General features: G+C 63.8%; 20 protein-coding genes. 13 read left to right on the top strand and 7 right to left on the bottom strand.

Going from position 1 to position 20,249, the window contains the following annotated elements; genetic code table 11:
- Window positions 1–148 precede the first annotated feature (148 nt).
- Window positions 149–742, top strand: coding sequence for an SRPBCC family protein (locus ACSQ3S_RS02385; RefSeq protein WP_176653479.1), 594 nt, complete (start codon window positions 149–151; stop codon window positions 740–742).
- An 8-nt stretch (window positions 743–750) separates the two neighbouring features.
- Here ACSQ3S_RS02385 and ACSQ3S_RS02380 read toward each other — a convergent pair whose 3' ends face one another.
- From ACSQ3S_RS02380 to ACSQ3S_RS02355, 6 genes are all read right to left on the bottom strand, one after another.
- Window positions 751–1,203 (bottom strand): hypothetical protein, encoded by a 453-nt coding sequence (locus ACSQ3S_RS02380; protein ID WP_176653093.1) that lies wholly within the window; start codon window positions 1,201–1,203, stop codon window positions 751–753.
- Between the two features lie 24 nt (window positions 1,204–1,227).
- Entirely contained in the window at window positions 1,228–1,671 is a 444-nt protein-coding gene (locus ACSQ3S_RS02375; protein WP_176653094.1) for a DUF2721 domain-containing protein, read from the bottom strand.
- Window positions 1,672–1,732: 61 nt separating this feature from the next.
- Window positions 1,733–2,689 carry a prolyl aminopeptidase gene (pip, locus tag ACSQ3S_RS02370; RefSeq protein WP_176653095.1) on the bottom strand — a complete coding sequence of 319 codons (957 nt, stop codon included), beginning with the start codon at window positions 2,687–2,689 and terminating at the stop codon, window positions 1,733–1,735.
- 88 nt (window positions 2,690–2,777) lie between these two features.
- Window positions 2,778–3,518, bottom strand: a complete 741-nt coding sequence (gene phbB / locus ACSQ3S_RS02365) for an acetoacetyl-CoA reductase (protein WP_008443632.1) — start codon at window positions 3,516–3,518, stop codon at window positions 2,778–2,780.
- A gap of 116 nt (window positions 3,519–3,634) precedes the next feature.
- Window positions 3,635–4,813, bottom strand: coding sequence for an acetyl-CoA C-acetyltransferase (locus ACSQ3S_RS02360; protein WP_176653096.1), 1,179 nt, complete (start codon window positions 4,811–4,813; stop codon window positions 3,635–3,637).
- Window positions 4,814–5,075: 262 nt separating this feature from the next.
- On the bottom strand, window positions 5,076–5,984 hold the full coding sequence (locus ACSQ3S_RS02355; protein WP_353401943.1) for a LysR family transcriptional regulator: 909 nt from the start codon (window positions 5,982–5,984) through the stop codon (window positions 5,076–5,078).
- 106 nt (window positions 5,985–6,090) lie between these two features.
- On the opposite strand from ACSQ3S_RS02355, the gene metE reads away from it, so the two are divergent.
- The 12 genes from metE (at window position 6,091) to ACSQ3S_RS02295 (ending at window position 19,007) form a co-directional block, all read left to right on the top strand.
- Entirely contained in the window at window positions 6,091–8,448 is a 2,358-nt protein-coding gene (metE, locus tag ACSQ3S_RS02350) for a 5-methyltetrahydropteroyltriglutamate--homocysteine S-methyltransferase (RefSeq protein ID WP_436141480.1), read from the top strand.
- A gap of 149 nt (window positions 8,449–8,597) precedes the next feature.
- Complete coding sequence (gene minC, locus ACSQ3S_RS02345) at window positions 8,598–9,362, top strand: septum site-determining protein MinC (protein ID WP_176653099.1); 765 nt, start codon at window positions 8,598–8,600, stop codon at window positions 9,360–9,362.
- A 26-nt stretch (window positions 9,363–9,388) separates the two neighbouring features.
- Window positions 9,389–10,204 carry a septum site-determining protein MinD gene (gene minD / locus ACSQ3S_RS02340; protein WP_176653100.1) on the top strand — a complete coding sequence of 272 codons (816 nt, stop codon included), beginning with the start codon at window positions 9,389–9,391 and terminating at the stop codon, window positions 10,202–10,204.
- Between the two features lie 2 nt (window positions 10,205–10,206).
- The gene (minE, locus tag ACSQ3S_RS02335) at window positions 10,207–10,458 is read left to right on the top strand and encodes a cell division topological specificity factor MinE (RefSeq protein WP_008443622.1); all 252 of its coding nucleotides are present in this window, start codon (window positions 10,207–10,209) and stop codon (window positions 10,456–10,458) included.
- Window positions 10,459–10,815: 357 nt separating this feature from the next.
- Window positions 10,816–11,505: a response regulator transcription factor gene (locus ACSQ3S_RS02330; protein WP_176653101.1), complete on the top strand. Its 690-nt coding sequence runs from the start codon at window positions 10,816–10,818 to the stop codon at window positions 11,503–11,505.
- A gap of 95 nt (window positions 11,506–11,600) precedes the next feature.
- Window positions 11,601–12,875: a glutamyl-tRNA reductase gene (hemA, locus tag ACSQ3S_RS02325; protein WP_176653102.1), complete on the top strand. Its 1,275-nt coding sequence runs from the start codon at window positions 11,601–11,603 to the stop codon at window positions 12,873–12,875.
- Between the two features lie 73 nt (window positions 12,876–12,948).
- Window positions 12,949–14,025 carry a peptide chain release factor 1 gene (gene prfA, locus ACSQ3S_RS02320; RefSeq protein WP_176653103.1) on the top strand — a complete coding sequence of 359 codons (1,077 nt, stop codon included), beginning with the start codon at window positions 12,949–12,951 and terminating at the stop codon, window positions 14,023–14,025.
- A 72-nt stretch (window positions 14,026–14,097) separates the two neighbouring features.
- Window positions 14,098–14,760, top strand: a complete 663-nt coding sequence (locus ACSQ3S_RS02315; protein ID WP_176653104.1) for a hypothetical protein — start codon at window positions 14,098–14,100, stop codon at window positions 14,758–14,760.
- 85 nt (window positions 14,761–14,845) lie between these two features.
- Window positions 14,846–15,313, top strand: coding sequence for a disulfide bond formation protein B (locus ACSQ3S_RS02310; RefSeq protein ID WP_176653105.1), 468 nt, complete (start codon window positions 14,846–14,848; stop codon window positions 15,311–15,313).
- Window positions 15,313–16,152: a peptide chain release factor N(5)-glutamine methyltransferase gene (gene prmC, locus ACSQ3S_RS02305; protein WP_436141479.1), complete on the top strand. Its 840-nt coding sequence runs from the start codon at window positions 15,313–15,315 to the stop codon at window positions 16,150–16,152. Before ACSQ3S_RS02310 ends, prmC begins: the two co-directional genes overlap by 1 nt.
- A gap of 171 nt (window positions 16,153–16,323) precedes the next feature.
- Window positions 16,324–17,922 (top strand): glutamate--cysteine ligase, encoded by a 1,599-nt coding sequence (gene gshA / locus ACSQ3S_RS02300; RefSeq protein ID WP_176653107.1) that lies wholly within the window; start codon window positions 16,324–16,326, stop codon window positions 17,920–17,922.
- Window positions 17,923–17,963: 41 nt separating this feature from the next.
- Window positions 17,964–19,007: a histone deacetylase family protein gene (locus ACSQ3S_RS02295; RefSeq protein ID WP_436141478.1), complete on the top strand. Its 1,044-nt coding sequence runs from the start codon at window positions 17,964–17,966 to the stop codon at window positions 19,005–19,007.
- Window positions 19,008–19,107: 100 nt separating this feature from the next.
- Here the strand turns inward: ACSQ3S_RS02295 and ACSQ3S_RS02290 are convergent, their stop codons facing one another.
- Window positions 19,108–20,190, bottom strand: coding sequence for a serine hydrolase domain-containing protein (locus ACSQ3S_RS02290; RefSeq protein ID WP_436141477.1), 1,083 nt, complete (start codon window positions 20,188–20,190; stop codon window positions 19,108–19,110).
- Window positions 20,191–20,249: the final 59 nt, after the last annotated feature.

The raw sequence follows: 20,249 nt of genomic DNA, 5'->3' as shown, positions 1-20,249 counted from the left end.
GGTTGTTAGAGTCAGACGTGAATGCCCGCATTAAAACCCAATTCTCTAGACCCGGGCTTCTAAAGTCCCGCCGCCGGCCGCCGAATTTTTGTAACCATGCGGTAGCGCTCTTGTATTCTGCCACCCTTTCCCGTACGCTGGAAAAATGATGCGATTCCTTCTGTTTCTGTTGTTAGGTGCGGCCGCCCAGGTGGCGATGGCGCAGGCACCTAAGCTTGAATTGCCCAAGCTGGAGGTTTCGGTCAACCGCGTTGAACTCGACGCGCAGCGCATGTACGAAGTGGACGCCACCGGCACCGTGGCGGCGCCGCTGACCAAGGTATGGCGCATCCTGACCGGCTACGAACGCATGGCCGAATTCGTGCCGGACCTGGAGTCGTGCAAGGTCCTGTCGCGCAATGGCAATGAAGTCATCATTGAACAATTCGGCGTGGCCCGCTTCCTGTTCATGTCCAAATCCATCCACCTGATCGTGCGCGCGACCGAGCAGCCGATGTCCTCCATCGACATCTCGCTGATCTCGGGCGACATGAAGCACTATGAATCGCATTGGGAGTTGATCCCGGTGCCCGAAACCGGCGGCACCAAGGTGGTCTACAGCGGCCGGCTGATACCGAACTTCTACGTGCCCGGCATCCTCGGCGCCAAGATGATACGCGGCGATATCGAGCGCATGATGGGCGCCGTGCTGGCCCGCCTCGACCGCCGCGACGAGCCGCGGGTGGAAGCTATTCCGAAGTAGCCCCGGCTTCAGGCCAGGTAGGTATCGCGGTCGCGCAGTTCGGCGAAGTTTTCCAGGCTGCCGATCTTGATCAGCACCGGGTTCAGGCTCAGCTTGGCCTGCATCGCGCGCCAGGCGAACTGCCACTCGTGTTCCTGCGCTTCGGCCGCGGTCTTGGTGAAGGCCGCGCCCAGGGCGGCGCGGGTGCCGTATTCGATGGCGCCGTCGATCCCCGCCCAACTCGGCAGGGCGCGCTGCACCGCGCGGTGCAAACGCTCGCCGAATTCCTCGGTGTTGTGGATGATCAGGCAGCTGTCCGACGAGAACAGCTCGAACAGCTTGCGCTCCCATACCTGCGAGAAGCTCAAGGTCAGGCAGTTCGACGCCGGCGTCAGGATGAACTGGCCCTGGGTCAGCGCCAGTTCCAGGTCTTCGCGCACGCCGTAGCGGTACAGGGTCGGAGGGCGTTGGTAGTCGTGCATGTTGGTACTCTATTCTCTACAAAGTTATTTGAGCGGGCGGCGCACGTGGCGGTGCGAGCGCATCGACGCCGAGGCGATGAAAATCTCGCGCAGCAGGTAGCAGAAGCTGCCGATCAGCGCCAGCATCGCCACCACGAACATGCCGGCGATGTACTTGTCCAGCGAGATGTTGGTGATATCGCCCAGGAACAGCATCGCAATCACCAGGCAAATCAGCAAGCCGCAGGCTGTCGACAGCGTGATGGACGCGTTAATCAGGTGTGATCTTCGGTATAGCACATCCAGTTCGTTCAGATAGACGTCGCTGTAGCCGATGTCCAGCCGGTCTTCCAGCACCCGCGAGCGGTCGATGATGCGCGCCAGGCGGTTGGTCAGCACCATCAGGTTGGTGCAAACGCCCGTCAGCAGGAAAACCGGCGCGATAGCCAGTTGGATAATGTGGCCGATATCGCCGATCTGGATGTTCATGTATGCGTGTTTACGTATGTTGCGCTTGATTTTTTAACAGTGTAACAGCCCGCGCCCCTGTTCAAGCAAAAGTGCGGGTCCGCTTGAATTCCTCGGTGGCGCCGACCAGCGCGCGCGCGATGCCTTTTTCCATCGCGCCGTGGCCGGCGTCCGGCACCATGGTCAGCATGGAACCCGGCCAGGCCTGGTGCAGGCGCCAGGCCGACACCGGCGGGCAAATCACGTCGTAGCGGCCCTGCACGATCACCGCCGGCAGATGAGCGATGCGGCCGACATTGCGCAGCAGCTGCTCGTCGCTGAAGAAGCCCAGGTTGGCCATATAGTGCGATTCCAGGCGGCCGACGCCCAGGTCCAGCGTGTCCGACGGCGGATCCTCGGCCTGCGGCAGCAGGAACACGCGGCGCCCCTCGAAGCGGCTCCACGCGCGTACCGCCGGCCAGTGGATCGCCGGGTCGTCGCTCATGATGCGGCGCACATAGGCCTGCAGCAGGTCGCCGCGCTCCTCCGGCGGAATCGGCGCGATGAATTCGGCGTGCACCTCGGGATGGAACCATTGCGCGCCGTCGAGGAACCAGTCGATTTCCGTCTGCGTGCACAGGAAAATCCCGCGCAGCACGAAGCCGAGGCAGCGCTCCGGGTGCGCCTGGCCATAGGCCAGCGCCAGGGTCGAGCCCCAGGAGCCGCCGAACACCAGCCACTGCTCGATGTTGAACATGGCGCGCAGGCGTTCGATGTCCTCCACCAGCAGCTGGGTGGTGTTGTTGCGGCATTCTCCCAGCGGCAGCGACTTGCCGGCGCCGCGCTGGTCGAACAGGATCACGCGGTATTCCTTCGGATCGAAAAAGCGGCGGTGCTGCGGCGACAGGCCGGCGCCGGGGCCGCCGTGCAGGAAGATCACCGGTATGCCGTCCGGATTGCCGACTTCTTCCCAGTAGATGGTGTGCAGGTCGTCCACCGGCAGCATGCCATGACGCACAGGCAAAACAGGCGGGAACAGGGGCGAGGTCGGGTCGAACATGGCTATCCTTAGGGCGTTGATAGCAGATTGTACGAAAAAAAAGCCAGGATCGCGAACGATCCTGGCTCGAGGCTGCTGCAGATGCCGGTCAGGACATATGCTGGCCGCCGTTGATGGCGATATTGGCGCCGGTGACGAACGCCGCTTCGTCCGACGACAGATAGGCCACCAGGCCGGCCACTTCTTCAGGCTTGCCCAGGCGCGCCATCGGAATTTGCGGAATGATCTTGGTATCGAGCACTTCCTGAGGGATTTCCATCACCATTTTGGTGCCGATGTAGCCCGGCGAAATGGTATTGACGGTCACGCCCTTGCGCGCCACTTCCAGCGCCAGCGCCTTGGTGAAGCCGTGCATGCCGGCCTTGGCGGCCGAATAGTTGGTCTGGCCGAAGGCGCCCTTCTGGCCGTTCACCGACGAGATGTTGATGATGCGGCCCCAGCCGCGTTCCACCATGCCATCGCACACCGGCTTGGTCATGTTGAACACGGAGTCCAGATTGGTGGCCATGACGGCGTCCCAATTCGGCTTGTCCATTTTCTTGAAGGTCATGTCGCGGGTGATGCCGGCGTTGTTCACCAGCACATCGATCGGACCGATGTCCTTTTCGATGGCAGCCACGCAAGCCTGGGCCGAATCGTAATCGGCCACATCGCACGGGTAAGCGCGGAAATTAAAGCCCTGATCGCGGGTAGTCGCGAGCCACTGCTCGACCTTCGGATTGCCAGGGGAATATGTGGTGACTACGCAATAGCCGAGCGCCGACAGCTTGAAACACACCGCTTCGCCCAGACCACCCATGCCACCGGTTACTAATGCAACTCTTGCCATTTTTCGTCCCCTCTTGTTAATTGACACTAAAAATCATCTGACACCGCTCCAGCCGAGTTCCGGGACCGGAGCGGCTCTTCCGCAAAACCTGTTATATGTTGCTTATACGCGGTTGCTTATGCGCGTTCGATCGCCAGCGCCACGCCCATGCCGCCGCCGATGCACAGCGAGGCCAGGCCTTTTTTCGAATCGCGGCGTATCATTTCGTGGATCAGGGTGACCAGGATGCGGGCGCCGGATGCGCCGATCGGGTGGCCGATGGCGATCGCGCCGCCATTGACGTTGATCTTGCTGGTATCCCAGCCCATTTCCTTGTTCACCGCCACCGCTTGCGCGGCGAAGGCTTCGTTGATTTCCATCAGATCCAGGTCGTCCGGGGTCCAGCCGGCCTTTTTCAGGCACAGCTTGGTGGCCGATACCGGGCCCATGCCCATGATCGACGGATCCAGGCCGGACGAGGCGTAGGCCTTGATCTTGGCCAGCACCGGCAGGCCCAGTTCCTTGGCCTTGGTGGCGGACATCATGATGACGGCGGCGGCGCCGTCGTTCAGGCCGGAGGCGTTGCCGGCGGTTACCGTGCCATCCTTGGCGAAGGCAGGACGCAGGCCGGCCAGCGCTTCGATGGTCGAACCCGGCTTGACGTATTCGTCGCTGTCGAACACGATGCTGCCCTTTTTCTGCACAATTTCCAGCGGCAGGATCTCATCCTTGAACTTGCCGGCCTTTTGCGCGGCTTCCGCCTTCAGCTGCGAATTCAGCGCGAACTCGTCCTGCTCGGTGCGGGAAATGTCGTATTTCTTCGCCACGTTCTCGGCGGTGGTGCCCATATGGTACTGGTTGAAGGCGTCCCACAGGCCGTCGACGATCATGCTGTCGACCATCTTGAAGTCACCCATGCGGAAGCCGTCGCGCGAACCGTTCATCACGTGCGGCGAGGCGCTCATGTTTTCCTGGCCGCCGGCGATGATGATTTCCGAGTCGCCGGCCTTGATGGCCTGCGCCGCCAGGTGGGTGGCTTTCAGGCCGCTGCCGCACACGTGGTTGATGGTGAAGCCCGGGATAGTGTTCGGCAGGCCCGACTTGATGACGGCCTGGCGCGCGGGATTCTGGCCCACGCCGGCGGTCAGTACCTGGCCGAGGATGGCTTCGCTGATCAGGTTGGGATCGATGCCGGTCTTGGCCAGCAGGCCCTTGATCACGTGCGCACCCAGCTCGGATGCCGGGGTTTTGGCCAGGCTGCCGCCGAATTTACCCACGCCTGTACGGCCAGCGGCCACGATAACTACATCATCCATTTAATTCTCCAATGCGCCGGCCGCAGCCGGCTTAGTTTAGCAACAACGCGAACTTCGATAATACGCTCCAGCGCGCAGGCCGTGCAGGGTTTCGATTGTGCGTCGCCGCGAGAAACTTGCCCAGGTCATGCAAGACTTGTCTAGCAGCATCCGTGCCAGAAATCATCAATCGCCGGGGACCCATCGTAAGCGGCGCACATCGCGACATGTTTGACATGCGTCAAACCAGTTTCATTCATTCTGAAGAAACAGTATTAATTTGTCACGACAATAATTTGATGCCGTCCAGCGTGCTGGCGCACTGTTCGCGTATCACGTTGACGAAATCAAGCACATAGGCCTTGTGCTTCTGCGATTCGGGCACGGAGACGAACAGGTCGCTCCACAGGCCCAGCTCGCCGACCGGGCGGGCGATCACGTAGTCGTAATCGACATAGTTTTTGATGGCCCAATTCGGCAACGCGGCGATGCCGCGGCGGCTGGCCACCAGTTGCAGCACCGCCACCGTCAGCTCGGCGGTGCGGCGTTCGAAGTGGATATCGGCCGGCTGCAGCACTTCGCGGATCAGGTCGATGCGGCTTTCCGGCACCGGATAGGTGATCAGCGTTTCCCCTTCAAAATCGGCCGCCTGCAGGCGGCGCTGGGCCGCCAGCCGGTGTTTTTGCGCCATCACGACCAAGATTTCAAAACGGAAAAGCGGGAAAGTCGCAAAATCGGGACCGTAGGGTGAGCCGATCACCAGGTCGGCGGCGCCGCTGCGCAGCAGCTCGGCCGGTTCGCTGTGGAAGCCGGACACCAGGTCGATTTCCACCTCCGGCCAGCGTTTGCGGAATTCATCCATCACCGGCATCAGCCAGTCGAAACAGGTGTGGCATTCCAGCGCGACGCGCAACTGGCCGGTGTCGCCCTGGGTGAGGCGCGCCACTTCGCGCTCGGCCGCCTCGATTTCCGGCAGCAGCAGATCGGCCAGCTTGAGCAGCCGGGCGCCGGTGGCGGTAAAGCCTATCGGCACGGATTTTCGCTCAAAAAGCGGCCCGCCGTAGCGATCTTCCAGCAATTTGATTTGATGCGACAAGGCCGACTGCGTCAGGTTCAACAGTTGGGCGGCGCGCACCAGGCTGCCGGCGGAACGCAGCGCGCTGAGGGTTCGGAGGTGGCGTATCTCTAGCATGGTCTATTAATTTTTTTCATGTGAAGCCGCAAAATCTTTCGTTTTGATTATAGACCGGATTGCCGCACACTTTATATCACCAATATTAAATGCGGATGACATCAAAATGACAACACCAAATAAAGCAATCCACAGCCACATTCCGGGCTTCCCGCGCATCGGCGCGGCACGTGAACTGAAGTTCGCGCTGGAGGCCAACTGGCGCGGCGAACTGAGCGACGAGCAGCTGGAGGCGACCGGCCGCGAGCTGCGGGCCCGCCATTGGGCGCTGCAGCAGGCGGCCGGGCTCGACTTCGTCACGGTCGGCGATTTCGCCTTCTACGACCAGGTCGCCAACCACATCCAGCTGCTGGGCTGCGAACCGGCCCGCTACGGCTTCCGCGCCGGGCAATCGCAGCTGAGCCGCTATTTCGCCATGGCGCGCGGCAACGGCAAGGCCGAGCCCGCGGCTTGCGGCCACGACCATTCCCACGACGACGGCCACGTCCACGCATCCGCCGCGCTGGAAATGACCAAGTGGTTCGACACCAACTACCACTACCTGGTCCCGGAATTCACGCCTGAAACCGTGTTTTCGCTGGCCTGCGAACGCCTGTTCGACGAAGTTGCCGAAGCCCAGGCGCTCGGCCACCAGGTCAAAGCCGCGCTGCTGGGACCGCTCAGCTTCCTGTGGCTGGGCAAGTCGCGCGGCGCCGAAGGCTTCGACCGCCTCAGCCTGCTGGACCAGCTGCTGCCGGTCTACGGCCAGGTGCTGGACCGCCTCAAGGCCCAGGGCGTGCAATGGGTGCAGGTCGACGAGCCCATCCTCGGCCTCGACCTGCCCGCCGCATGGCGCAGCGCCTTCGAGAACAGCTACTGGCAGCTGAACCAGGTCGGCGTGCCGCTGCTGCTGGCCACCTACTTCTCGCCGCTGGAGGAAAACCTGAGCCTGGCCTGCCGCCTGCCGGTGGCCGGCCTGCACGTCGACGGCGTGCGCGCCGCCCACGAACTGGCCAGCATCGCCGACTGGCTGCCGGTGCACAAGGTGCTGTCGGTCGGCATCGTCGACGGCCGCAACATCTGGCGCACCGACCTGGACGCGGCGCTGGCCGTGCTGGCGCCCATCATGGACAAGCGCGCCGGCAAGCTGTGGCTGTCGTCGTCGTGCTCGCTGCTGCACGTGCCGTTCACGCTGGCCGCCGAAAACGCGCTCGACCAGGAAATCCGTTCATGGCTGGCCTTCGCCACCGAAAAGCTGGACGAGCTGTATGTGCTGAAGCGGGCGCTGCAAGGCGAATACGACGCCGCCACGGCCAACGCGCTGGACGTCTCGCGCGCCGCCATCGCCGGCCGCCGCGCCAGCGAACGCGTGCACCAGGCCGCCGTGCGCAGCCGCCTCGACGCGCTGCCGGCCGACGCCGACCGCCGCCACGCGGCATTCGAGCAGCGCCAGCAGGTGCAGCGCGCCCGCTTCCAGCTGCCGTCCTTCCCGACCACCACCATCGGCTCCTTCCCGCAAACGCCGGCCATCCGCGCGGCCCGCGCCGGCTTCAAGCGCGGCGAGCTGGACGCCGCCGGCTATGCCGCCAGGATGCGCGAGGAAATCGCCTACGCCGTCGGCCGCCAGGAAGCGCTGGGGCTGGACGTGCTGGTCCACGGCGAAGCCGAGCGCAACGACATGGTCGAATATTTCGGCGAGCAGCTCGACGGCTTCGTCTTCACGCAACTAGGCTGGGTGCAATCGTACGGCTCGCGCTGCGTCAAGCCGCCGGTCATTTACGGCGACGTCAGCCGTCCTGTAGCGATGACGGTGGAGTGGACGCGCTACGCGCAAAGCCTGACCGCCAAGCCGATGAAGGGCATGCTGACCGGGCCGATCACCATCCTGCAATGGTCGTTCGTGCGCGACGACCAGCCGCGCTCGCGCACCGCGCTGCAGATCGCGCTGGCGATCCGCGACGAGGTGGCGGACCTGGAACAGGCCGGCATCGGCATCATCCAGATCGACGAGCCTGCCGTGCGCGAAGGCTTGCCGCTGCGCCGCGGCCGCTGGGACGAGTACCTGGACTGGGCCACGCGCGCGTTCCGGGTGGCGGCCAGCGCGGCGGCCGACGGCACGCAGATCCACACCCACATGTGCTACGCGGAGTTCAACGACATCCTGCCGCAGATCGCGGCGATGGACGCCGACGTCATCACGATCGAGACTAGCCGGTCGGACATGGAGTTGCTCAACGGCTTTGGACAGTTCCGCTATCCAAACGAGATCGGCCCCGGCGTGTACGACATCCACTCGCCGCGCGTGCCGGACCAGGCGGAAATGGTGCGGCTGCTGCAGAAGGCCAGCGCGGTGATCCCGCCGGCCAACCTGTGGGTCAATCCGGATTGCGGCCTGAAGACGCGCGGCTGGGCGGAGACTGAAACGGCGCTGGGCAATATGGTCGCGGCCGCCAAACAATTACGCGCCGAGCACGCGATCTACTAAGCAATAGCGGGCGGCGGCCGGACAGGCCGCCGCCATCCCGCATTTTTACTGGCTCAGTACGGTGCCAGCCCTCCCCATCTGTCGTTTTCCACAGTAAAATGCTGGTGCCTGCGCATGCGCGCGAGGTTAACCCTCTAATACTGTCGCCCATGTCCAAGAGCCTGTTTCAGAAGCCCATAGAAATCAAGATTTCCACCGTAGTCGCAGTTTCCGCCATCCTGTCCACGGCGGACCGCCTGGCCCTCGACGCCGCGCTGGCCGAAATGACCGGCGGCACCAGCGACTTCTTCGAAGACGACCTCACCGTGATCGACGTTGCCGCGCTGCCGGAAGGCTGCGGCCAGATCGACTGGGCCGGCCTGATCGCCGTGCTGAGCAAATACCGCCTGAAGCCGGTCGCCGTGCGCAACGCCGCGCCGGCGCTGCACGCGGAAATCGCCGCCCACGGCCTGAGCCTGGAAGCGGCGACCAAGCCGCGCGAGGAGGCCGCACAAGCAGCCCCGTCGGCACCGGCGCCTGCCGCGCCGGCTCCCGTGGCGCCCGCCGCCGACGGCCTTCCCGGCAACGCCGGCGTGATGATCATCGACACGCCGGTGCGCGCCGGCCAGCGCATCTACGCGCGCGGCTGCGACCTGATCGTCACGGCCGTGGTCAACAACGGCGCCGAAATCATCGCCGACGGCAGCATCCACGTCTACGCCACGCTCAACGGCCGCGCGCTGGCCGGCGCGTCCGGCAATCGCGACGCCCGTATTTTTGCGCTGAACATGGCGCCGGAACTGGTCTCCATCGCCGGCGTCTACCGTACTTTCGAAGACGGCTTCCCTAAGGAATATGCACGTTCCCCTACGCAAATTCGCTTGGTGGGCGACCGAATCGATATACTATCTGTCAATTCGGCAACCCGCGCTTGACAACACCTCTCTGAAAAGGATTATTTGTGGCGAGAATTATTGTAGTAACGTCCGGTAAGGGCGGTGTCGGCAAAACGACTTCCAGCGCCAGCTTCTCCACCGGTCTGGCCATGCGCGGCCACAAGACCGCGGTCATCGACTTCGACGTCGGCCTGCGCAACCTCGATCTGATCATGGGCTGCGAACGCCGCGTGGTGTACGACCTGATCAACGTGATCAATAAAGAGGCAACGCTGACCCAGGCGCTGATCAAGGACAAGCACTGCGACAACCTGTTCATCCTGCCCGCCTCGCAAACGCGCGACAAGGATGCGCTGTCCGAGGACGGCGTCGAGCAGGTGCTGCACGAACTGATCAACATGGGCTTCGAGTTCATCATCTGCGATTCGCCGGCCGGCATCGAGCACGGCGCGCTGATGGCGCTGACCTTTGCCGACGAGGCCATCATCGTCACCAATCCGGAAGTATCGTCGGTGCGCGATTCGGACCGCATCCTCGGCATCATCCAGGCCAAGTCGCGCCGCGCGCAGACCGGCGGCGAACCGGTCAAGGAGCACCTGCTGATCACCCGCTACTCGCCCAAGCGCGTGGAAGCGGACGAAATGCTGTCGCACGAAGATGTGCAGGAAATCCTGCGCATTCCACTGATCGGCATCATTCCGGAATCGGAATCGGTGCTGCACGCTTCGAACCAGGGTAATCCGGCGATTCACTTCAAGGGCACCGATGTCGCGGAAGCCTACGAAGACGTCGTGTCGCGCTTCCTCGGCCAGGAATTGCCGCTGCGCTTCACCACCTATGAAAAGCCGGGCCTGCTGCAGCGTATTTTTGGGAGCAAGTGACCATGGCCCTGCTTTCTTTCCTGTTCCCGCAAAAACCGAAAACCGCCACCGCGGCCAAGGAGCGGTTGCAGATCATCATCGCGCGTGAGCGCAATGGCCGCAGCGGCCCGGACTTCCTGCCGGCGCTGCACAAGGAATTGATCGAGGTGATTTCGAAGTACACCAAGGTCAACGCCGACGACATCAAGATCTCGCTGGACCGCCAGGGCAACCTGGAGGTGCTGGACGTGAACGTGGTGCTGCCGGACGCGTAACACCACCGGCTGGCCGGTCCCGGCGCCCGCGCGCCGGCCGGCCACGCCAGCTTCTTCTCGCCTTCCCTACCCCGCCGGTTTCCTGCTTGGCAGCATTTTTGTGTCTTCCACAATTCCGCGACGCTTACTGCGCATCCACAGAATTTTTCTTTCCAAACCTCAACTTGTTCATTGAATTTGCGGTTTTTCCAGTGTACCGTGTAATGGTTGCATAGGCGCACCCCACGGAAATCGAGATTGTCTAAAAATAACTATTAGTGTCTATGGAAAAATAGTTGGCTATTTTGCTAACTTTTTTTGTAAATCTCTGTTATATTTGAAGTGACTTCTCCTTAACATTTTCCAACAGGCAGCAGTATGAGAATCGCTGTACTAGACAACGACCGCAGCCAGGCCGAACTGATTTGTCAGGTATTAACCTCGGCCGGCCATACCTGCCACAGTTTCCAAACCGCAAAAGATGTGCTGGCGCAGTTGCGCAAGGATAGCTACGACATGCTGATCCTCGACTGGCAAGTGGTCGATCTGAGCGGTGCCGAAGTGCTGCGCCGCTCGCGCGAGAAGCTGCCCGACAGCGCCCCGGTCCTGTTCCTGACCACCAGTTCAGGCGAGGACGACATCGTCGCCGGCCTGGCCGCCGGCGCCGACGACTACATGATCAAGCCGCTGCGCCGGAGTGAAATGGTGGCCCGCGTGCAAGCACTGTTGCGCCGCGCCTACCCGGCCCAGAACGGCGCCGAGCAATTGCAATTCGGTCAATATGTGTTTGAAACCCGTCCGGGACGTTTGTTGATGGATGGCATCGTTTTGGACGTGACCCACAAAGAGTTCTACCTGGCGCTGTTATTTTTTCGCAACATCGGCCGCCCGCTGTCGCGCGCCTACATCCATGAAGCCGTATGGATACGCGAGACCGCCGTGCCGTCGCGCACCATGGACACCCACGTCTCCCGCGTCCGCAACAAGTTGCAATTGAAGCCGGAAAACGGTTTCCGCCTGGTGCCGGTGTACAGCTACGGCTATCGCCTGGAAAAGCTGGGCGCCTGATATAGCGCGGATACTGCCAACGGTATAGGCAGGGGCCGGGCAGCATGGAGATACATCACGGTATAATGTCCGCTAACTCCTCATCCGGACCCGAAATGCAGCTGCTTGCCGTCGGCCTCAATCACACCACCGCACCGGTCTCGCTCCGCGAGCAGCTGGCGTTCGCCCCTGAGCAACTGGGCCAGGCGGTGATGGCGGCGCGTTCGTGGTTCGAGCGCATCGACCACCGGGGCAGCGACGAGGCGGCGATCCTGTCGACCTGCAACCGCACCGAGTTGTACGCGGCCAGCCAGGTGCCCGATCCGCTCGACGCCGGCGCCCATTTCCTGGCCGACTTCCACAAGCTGAACTACGCCGAGCTGCGCCCGCACCTGTACCTGCTGCCGCAGCACGACGCCGTGCGCCACACCTTCCGCGTCGCCTCCGGGCTCGATTCGATGGTGCTGGGCGAAACCCAGATCCTCGGCCAGATCAAGGACGCGATCCGCACCGCCGACGAGGCGGGCGGCCTGGGCACCTATCTGCACCAGCTGTTCCAGCGCTCGTTCTCGGTGGCCAAGGAAGTGCGCAGCACCACCGAGATCGGCGCGCACAGCGTGTCGATGGCCGCCGCCGCCGTGCGGCTGTCGCAGCGCATCTTCGACAAGATCTCCGAGCAGAACGTGCTGTTCATCGGCGCCGGCGAAATGATCGAGCTGTGCGCGACGCACTTCGCGGCGCAGAATCCGAAATCCATCACCATCGCCAACCGCACGCTCGATCGCGGCGAAATACTGGCGCACCGCTTCGGCGGCCGCGCGATCCGCCTGGCGGACCTGCAGGACAAGCTGCACCAGTACGACATCGTCATCTCCTGCACCGCGTCGTCGCTGCCGCTGATCGGCCTGGGCATGGTGGAACGCGCGATCAAGGCGCGCCGCCACAAGCCGATGTTCATGGTCGACCTGGCCGTGCCGCGCGATATCGAACCGGAAGTGGCGCGCCTGAACGACGCCTTCCTGTACACCGTCGACGACCTCGGCAAGGTGGTGCAGACCGGCATGGAAAACCGCCAGGCCGCCGTGGCGCAGGCCGAGGCCATCATCGAAACCCGCGTGCAGTCCTTCATGCACTGGATCGACGACCGCGCCGTGGTGCCGGTGATACAAAGCCTGCACGAAAACGGCGAGGCGCTGCGCCAGATCGAACTCGAACGGGCGCGCAAGATGCTGGCCCGGGGCGAGGATATCGACGCCGTGCTGGAGGCGCTGTCCAAGGGCCTGACCGCGAAGTTCATGCACGGTCCGCAGCAGGCGCTGCACCGTGCGCAGGGCGACGAGCGCGCCCACCTGGCCGAGCTGCTGCCGCAGCTGTTCCGCGGCCGTCGTTAGCGTCTCCGCACCTCCGCCGCACCTCTTCGCCGCCGCACGCGCGGCGCATGTTTTACCTCTCAAAGAATACGCTATGAAACCATCCATGCTGGCCAAGCTCGATCAACTGGCGAACCGCCTGGTCGAACTCGATGAATTGCTGATGTCCGAAGGCGCGACCAATAACATGGACGCCTACCGCAAGATGACCCGCGAGCACGCCGAACTCGGCCCGCTGGTGGCGCTGTACAAGTCCTACCAGGAAGCGCAGGGCGACGCCGCCGCCGCGCAGGAGATGCTGTCCGATCCGGAGATGAAGGACTTCGCGCAGGACGAAATCGAAGCGGCCAAGACCCGCCTGGCCGAACTCGAACTCGAGCTGCAAAAGATGCTGCTGCCGAAGGACGCCAACGACGAGCGCAACATCTTCCTCGAGATCCGCGCCGGCACCGGCGGCGACGAATCGGCCTTGTTTGCGGGCGACCTGCTGCGCATGTACACCCGCTTCGCCGAGCGCAACCGCTGGCAGGTGGAAGTGGTGTCGGAATCGCCGTCGGACCTGGGCGGCTACCGCGAGGTGATCGTGCGCCTGATCGGCAACAGCGTGTACTCCAAGCTCAAGTTCGAATCCGGCGGCCACCGCGTGCAGCGCGTGCCGGCCACCGAAACCCAGGGCCGCATCCACACCTCCGCCTGCACCGTGGCGGTGATGCCGGAAGCGGACGAGGTGGAGGACGTCAACATCAATCCGGCCGACCTGCGCATCGACACCTTCCGCGCCTCGGGCGCCGGCGGACAGCACATCAACAAGACCGATTCGGCCGTGCGCCTGACCCACCTGCCGACCGGCATCGTGGTCGAGTGCCAGGACGACCGTTCGCAGCACAAGAACAAGGCGCAGGCGATGAAGGTGCTGGCGGCGCGCATCAAGGATGTGCAACTGCGCGAGCAGCAGTCGAAGGAGGCGGCCACCCGCAAGAGCCTGATCGGCTCGGGCGACCGCAGCGAACGTATCCGCACCTACAACTACCCGCAGGGGCGCATGACGGACCACCGCATCAACCTGACCTTGTACAAGCTGGACTTCATCATGGACGGCGACCTGACCGAGCTGACCAACGCGCTGGCGGCCGAGCACCAGGCCGAATTGTTGGCGGCGCTGGGCGACTGAGCGGCCGGTTGTCAAGCGGCGCTTCCTGTTCTAATATTGCTTTCCGAAGAAAACAATTATAAGAGGCGCAAAATGACCGAGCCGACAGCGGAACTCAATCAACTGCGGGAGCTGTCGCGGGCACGCGCCGGCTCGACCTACGCCAAGATCATCAACGAACTGATGGCGCATGTGTTCCTGGTCAAGTCATGGACCAAGGTGTCGACCAGCGGCAGCGCCGTTCCGGTCTACACGCAGTTCGGCGCGGAATACGATGTTCGCTACCAGGAGGGCAACCTTGCCAATATCGTGCACGAGCTGACCCACATGGCGTGCTACATCAGCTACGACAACGATTTCCTCTGCTGGCATCCGACCGCCAGGGTCAAACCGGCCCGCACCTATAGCCGTGCCGGCGGCACCGGCTATGTCACCAACCAGGAAGCGCTGCAGGCGCCTGAAAAAGACGCGCTGGCCCCCTTGCTGATACTGGGCCAGCAGATCAAGGCCTGTATCGCCGGCTCCGACCTGAGCGCGACCAAGAAGAAGATGGTGGTCGACAAAATGGAATACGGCACCACCATGTACGCGGGCGTGGAGTTCGACCCCTGCGTCAACAACGTGCTGGGCTGGCTGGTCGAATGGGGCTACCCCAAGAGGCCCAGCCTTTTCACCAGCAGAAATGCCAATCAATTGTTCAACGCGGTCGAACAGGTGGCCTACGAGCAGTACAAGAAACGCACCGGCAAAACCTGACAAAACCTGAATTAAGCGCCGGCTAAGGTCGAATCGACAAACTTGTGGGAAAATCAGGTCCCCGCCCATCTGACCGGATTTCCTCATGATTCATACACGCTCGCTGCTGCTGTCCATCGCCCTTGCCTGCTTCGGCCTGATCGGCGTCGCCCTGTACCTGCAGCACGGGCTGGACATGCTGCCTTGCCCGCTGTGCGTGATCCAGCGCTACCTGTTCATCGCCATCGGCGTGCTGTGCGTGATCGGCGCCTACAGCCAACCCAAGGTCGGCGCCGGCCTGGGCCTGCTGGCCGCGCTGGGCGGCCTGGGCACCGCCGGCAAGCACCTGTGGGTGCTGGCCCATCCCGGTCTGTCGTGCGGCATCGACCCGGTCGAAACCTTCCTCAACAAGATCCCGACCGCGACCTACCTGCCCTTCCTGTTCAAGGCCGACGGCCTGTGCGAGGACGCGCTGGCGCCGTGGTTCGGCCTGTCGATTCCGCAGTGGTCGTTCCTGTGGTTCGGCCTGTTCACCTTGTCGCTGGCGTGGCTGCTGATACGCCGCAGCCGCTGATGATCACGGACACCAGCGCCATCGCGGCCGGCGCCACCATCGCCGCGCTGCAAGTGCAGTCCCTGCTGGACCCGCTGGACAACCGCATCCTGCTGTGCCACGCGCTGGGCCTGTCGCGCGTCGGCCTGATCACCCAGTCCGAACGCGCGCTGGACCAAGACCAAGCCGCGCGCTTCGCCGCGCTGGTGCGGCGCCGGCTGGACGGCGAACCGATCGCCTACATCGTCGGCCAGCGCGAATTCTTCGGCCTGCCGTTTGAAGTCAACGGCGCCGTGCTGATCCCCCGTCCCGACACCGAACTGCTGGTCGAACTGGCGCTGGAGCGCCTGCCGCCGCGCGGCCGCGTGCTGGATATGGGCACCGGCAGCGGCGCCATCGCCGTCGCCCTGGCGCATACCCGGCGCGACGCCGAGGTCACCGCGCTCGACGTCAGTGCCGACGCGCTGGCCGTGGCCCGCCGCAACGCCGCCGCCAACCAGGCCAGGGTCGCCTTCCTGCAAAGCGACTGGTACGCCGCGCTGGACGGCGCGCCGCCGTTCGACGTCATCGTCTCCAACCCGCCCTACATCGCCAGCGGCGACCGCCACCTGTCCGAGGGCGACCTGCGCTACGAACCGGCCGGCGCGCTGACCGATCATGCGGACGGCCTGTCCGCCCTGCGCATCATCATCGCCGGCGCGGCGCAGCGTTTGAAGCCCCGGGGCTGGCTGCTGATGGAGCACGGCTACGACCAGTCCGCCGCCGTGCGACAGTTGCTAACCGAACAAGGTTACACCGACGTGCAAAGCTGGACCGACCTGGCCGGCATCGAGCGCGTCACGGGTGCGCGCACGCACTGAAGGCCCCGCTCCAAGACGGTATTCTGGCTTTCGGCCGCCCTTCCCAGTATTTGATAAACTAACAAGCGATCTTCGGCAATGGCCGGACTTTGGGCCGCCGCCGACGCGTTTTTCCGTTTTCGGTTAATCTCGCACCTCACCGCTTTGATGCACTACGAAAGGAAGATCCAATTGTCCAATCTACTGACTCGCCGCCTGGCCCTGCTGGCCAAGCCAGAGCACCGTCCGGTGCTGGGTGGCTTGCGTGGCATCGAGCGCGAAACGCTGCGGGTGGATCCGCACGGCCATCTGGCCGCGACCCCGCATCCGGTGGCGCTGGGCTCGGCCCTGACGCATCCGCAGATCACCACCGACTACGCCGAAACGCTGCTGGAGTTCATCACCCCGGCCGAATCCGACATCGCCACCACGCTGGAAAAGCTGGACGGCATCCACCGCTACGCCTACAGCAAGCTGGGCGACGAGCTGCTGTGGAGCCAGTCGATGCCGGCCCAGCTGCCGGGCGAGGAAGACATCGAGATCGCCTGGTACGGCACCTCCAACATGGGTACGCTGAAGCATGTGTACCGCCGCGGCCTGGCGCTGCGCTATGGCAAGGCGATGCAGTGCATCGCCGGCATCCACTACAACTACTCGCTGGACGAACGCCTGTGGCGCGTGCTGGCCGAGAATGAAGTCAGCGGCAAGCGCCTGTCGCCGAAGTCGTTCCAGTCCGAAGCCTACCTGGCCACCATCCGCAACTTCCGCCGCTACAGCTGGCTGCTGATGTACCTGTTCGGCGCCTCGCCGGTGCTGCAGTCGGGCTTCCTGCGCGGCAAACCGCACAAGCTCGAAACGCTGTCCGGCGACACGCTGTACCTGCCCTACGCCACCAGCCTGCGCATGAGCGACCTCGGTTACCAGAACGACGCGCAATCGGGCCTGAGCCCGCACGAAAACTGCCTGGACAGCTACGTCGCCGCGCTGACCAAGGCCGTCAACCAGCCGTATGAACCGTATGCGGCGCTGGGCACCAAGCGCGACGGCGAATGGATCCAGCTGAGCACCAACGTACTGCAGATCGAAAACGAGTACTACTCCACCATCCGCCCGAAGCGCGTGATCCAGACCGGCGAACGGCCGATCCAGGCGCTGTGCGCGCGCGGCGTGCAGTACATCGAAGTGCGCTGCATGGACGTCGATCCGTTCGAGCCGGTCGGCATCAGTGTGCAGGCGGGCCGCTTCCTGGACGCCTTCCTGCTGTTCTGCGCCCTCGAGGAAAGCCCGGCCATCTCGCCGGAGGAAGGCATGCGCCACACCGACAACTTCGCCCGTACCGTCAAGGAAGGCCGCCGTCCGGGCCTGATGCTGAACAACGAGGACGGCGAAATCGGCCTGCGCCAGTGGGGCGAGCAGCTGCTGGAACGTATCCGTCCGGTGGCGGCGCTGCTGGACTCCCTGCGCGGCGACAGCGTCCACGCCGACGCGATGGCGGCGCAAGCGGCCAAGCTGGCCGATGCGGATTTGACGCCGTCGGCCAAGGTGCTGGCGGCCCTGCGCGCCAACGGCAAGTCGTTCGCCGCCTTCGGCCTGGCGCAAAGCGAAAAGCACGCGGCCTACTTTCGCAGCCATCCGCCGACCGCCGAGGAGACCGCCTATTTCGACGGCCTGGCCGCCGTCTCGCTGGCCGAGCAGGCGGAGATGGAAGCGGCGCCGCAAATCAGCTTCGACGATTTCGTCGCAGCCTACCGCGCCAGCAATCTGTGCCACTCCAGCATGGATTGCGACTAAACTAGGGGCTTCATCACCGCCACTACCGCGCGAGGCCCCTTTTGCTCACCTTCTACAACGAACTGCACGCTCAGCACCGGGGCCGCTATGAAATCTTCCGCGGCGAGATGGTGCCCTGCTTTGAAAAGCCGGAGCGCGTCGATTCGGTGCTGGCGGAGCTGGGGCGGCGCGGCCTGGGCAAGATCGTCACGCCGCACGGCGTGCCGCTGATGTCGCTGGAGCGCATCCACACGCCGCGCTACCTGCACTTCCTGCGCAACGCCTGGAGCGAATGGCTGGCGCTCGATCCGGCCAACGCCGGCAAGGACGCCTTCCCCGCCGTCTGGCCGATACGCTCGCTGCGCGACGACATCGAGCCGGACAACTTCTGCGCCAAGCTCGGTTTGTATTCGATGGACAGCGGCACGCCGCTGACCGCCGGCACCTGGACCGCCGCCAAGACCGGCGCCGACTGCGCGGTCAACGCGGCCCATGCCTTGCGCCTGGGTGAGCGCGGCGCCTTCGTGTTGAGCCGCCCGCCCGGCCACCATGCCGGCGCCGATTTCTTCGGCGGCTACTGCTTCCTCAACAACGCCGCGCTGGCCGCGCAGCACATGCTCGACGACGGCGCGCGCAAGGTCGCCATCATCGACATCGACTACCACCACGGCAACGGCACGCAGAGCATCTTCTACCACCGCGACGACGTGCTGTTCATCTCGATTCACGCCGATCCGCGCAACGAGTATCCGTTCTACCTGGGCCACGCCGACGAGCGCGGCGAAGGCGCGGGGCTGGGCTACAACATGAACTTGCCGCTGGCGGCGGGCAGTTCGTCCAAGGCCTGGTTCGCGGCGCTGGAGACGGCCTGCATCCGCCTGGGCAGCTTTGCGCCGGACGCGCTGGTGGTCTCGCTGGGCGTCGACACCTTCGCCGGCGACCCGCTGTCGCGCTTCGAACTGCAAAGCGCCGACTACCTCAAGGTCGGCGAGCGCCTGGCCTACCTCGGCCTGCCGACCGCCTTCGTCTTCGAAGGCGGCTACGCGGTCAAGGAACTGGGCACCAACGTCGTCAACGTCCTCGAAGGCTACGAGACCGCGCTTTAAATCCGTCAATCCGGGGTCAGGTCTGACATTTGGACACGAGCTCTGCCGTAGCGGCCGCTACGGCAGAGCTCGTGTCCAAATGTCAGACCTGACCCCGGATTTAAAAGGCCTTGAAAAGATAGTCGGTCATCAGCTTCTCGCTGATCGCATGCGGCATCTTCACCTGGAAGTTGGTGGTCGTGATCACCGCGACCACATGCTGCTCCGGCATCACCACCACCTTGTTGCCGCCGCTGCCGGACATCATGACCGCGCGGTAGGTCTTGCCATCCTGCGTGAATTTCTTGATCCACCAAAAATAGCCGTAGTCCGTGTTCTCGTCGACTTGCGCATGCGGCGCCATCGACTGTTTCACCCAGCCGGCGGAGACGATGCGCTTGCCGCGCCATACGCCGCCGTCCAGGTACAACTGGCCCAGCTTGAGCAGGTCGCGGCTACGCAGGCCCAGGCCGCCGCCGGTCATCGCCGGACCGGCCGGCGTGTACTGCCACTTCAGCCGCGTGATGCCCAATGGGCCGAACAAGGTGCGCGCCGCGAACTGGTCGACCTTCTCGCCGGTGGCCTTCTCCAGCAAAGGTCCCAGCAGCGTCGGCCCGGCGGTGCAATAGGAAAAGCTGCGGCCGTAGGGCGAGTCCTGCGGCTTGGCGACCCAGTCGGGAAAACCTCGTACCGGCAGGTCCAGCGCGAACTGGGTCCAGTCCTCCAGCAGATACATGCTTTCCTCGTTGCCGCGAGAGTACTGGTTCTGATCGTCGCACTCCAGCAGGGAACTCATGGTCAGCAAATCTTCGACGGTGATTTTTTCCTTGCGCGGATCGGGATGAAGCACCGGATGCTTCTCCGGGAAGAAGGCAAACACCGGCGCGCCCACGCCGGCCAGCTTGCCCTGGTCGATCGCGATACCGACCAACATGTCGGTCACGCTCTTGGTCACCGAACGGGTGTTGCGCAGGCCGGCCTCGCCGTCGGCGTCGTAGTAGGCCTCGAACGCCAGCTTGCCGTCCCTGGCGATCAGGATGCTGGTGATCTGCTTGAAGTCGCCCTTGCGGACTGCGGCGTCCATCGCCTCCAGCGGCTGCGGATTCAATCCTGCGGCGGCCGGTGCGGTGCGCGGCCATTCATCGTCCGCGACGGCAGTCGACGACACGACGGCCAGCATCAAAGAAAGAACTATCCTGATCATATCGCTCCATTCCATGGTCGAGGTGAGGGCAAACCAGTATATCCCGGAGACTGCGAGAC

This window comes from Duganella sp. LjRoot269, assembly GCF_964254095.1.
Taxonomy (GTDB): Bacteria; Pseudomonadota; Gammaproteobacteria; order Burkholderiales; family Burkholderiaceae_D; genus Rugamonas; species Rugamonas hordei.
Note: the sequence above shows the minus strand (reverse complement) of the source record. Positions and strands in the feature narration are given on the sequence as shown.

Bases quoted from the DNA above. Each gene is read 5' to 3' on its own strand.
- ACSQ3S_RS02385 (WP_176653479.1), top strand. From the start codon at position 149: ATGCGATTCCTTCTGTTTCTGTTGTTAGGTGCGGCCGCCCAGGTGGCG.
- ACSQ3S_RS02380 (WP_176653093.1), bottom strand. From the start codon at position 1,203: ATGCACGACTACCAACGCCCTCCGACCCTGTACCGCTACGGCGTGCGC.
- ACSQ3S_RS02375 (WP_176653094.1), bottom strand. From the start codon at position 1,671: ATGAACATCCAGATCGGCGATATCGGCCACATTATCCAACTGGCTATC.
- pip (WP_176653095.1), bottom strand. From the start codon at position 2,689: ATGTTCGACCCGACCTCGCCCCTGTTCCCGCCTGTTTTGCCTGTGCGT.
- phbB (WP_008443632.1), bottom strand. From the start codon at position 3,518: ATGGCAAGAGTTGCATTAGTAACCGGTGGCATGGGTGGTCTGGGCGAA.
- ACSQ3S_RS02360 (WP_176653096.1), bottom strand. From the start codon at position 4,813: ATGGATGATGTAGTTATCGTGGCCGCTGGCCGTACAGGCGTGGGTAAA.
- ACSQ3S_RS02355 (WP_353401943.1), bottom strand. From the start codon at position 5,984: ATGCTAGAGATACGCCACCTCCGAACCCTCAGCGCGCTGCGTTCCGCC.
- metE (WP_436141480.1), top strand. From the start codon at position 6,091: ATGACAACACCAAATAAAGCAATCCACAGCCACATTCCGGGCTTCCCG.
- minC (WP_176653099.1), top strand. From the start codon at position 8,598: ATGTCCAAGAGCCTGTTTCAGAAGCCCATAGAAATCAAGATTTCCACC.
- minE (WP_008443622.1), top strand. From the start codon at position 10,207: ATGGCCCTGCTTTCTTTCCTGTTCCCGCAAAAACCGAAAACCGCCACC.
- ACSQ3S_RS02330 (WP_176653101.1), top strand. From the start codon at position 10,816: ATGAGAATCGCTGTACTAGACAACGACCGCAGCCAGGCCGAACTGATT.
- hemA (WP_176653102.1), top strand. From the start codon at position 11,601: ATGCAGCTGCTTGCCGTCGGCCTCAATCACACCACCGCACCGGTCTCG.
- prfA (WP_176653103.1), top strand. From the start codon at position 12,949: ATGAAACCATCCATGCTGGCCAAGCTCGATCAACTGGCGAACCGCCTG.
- ACSQ3S_RS02315 (WP_176653104.1), top strand. From the start codon at position 14,098: ATGACCGAGCCGACAGCGGAACTCAATCAACTGCGGGAGCTGTCGCGG.
- ACSQ3S_RS02310 (WP_176653105.1), top strand. From the start codon at position 14,846: ATGATTCATACACGCTCGCTGCTGCTGTCCATCGCCCTTGCCTGCTTC.
- prmC (WP_436141479.1), top strand. From the start codon at position 15,313: ATGATCACGGACACCAGCGCCATCGCGGCCGGCGCCACCATCGCCGCG.
- ACSQ3S_RS02290 (WP_436141477.1), bottom strand. From the start codon at position 20,190: ATGATCAGGATAGTTCTTTCTTTGATGCTGGCCGTCGTGTCGTCGACT.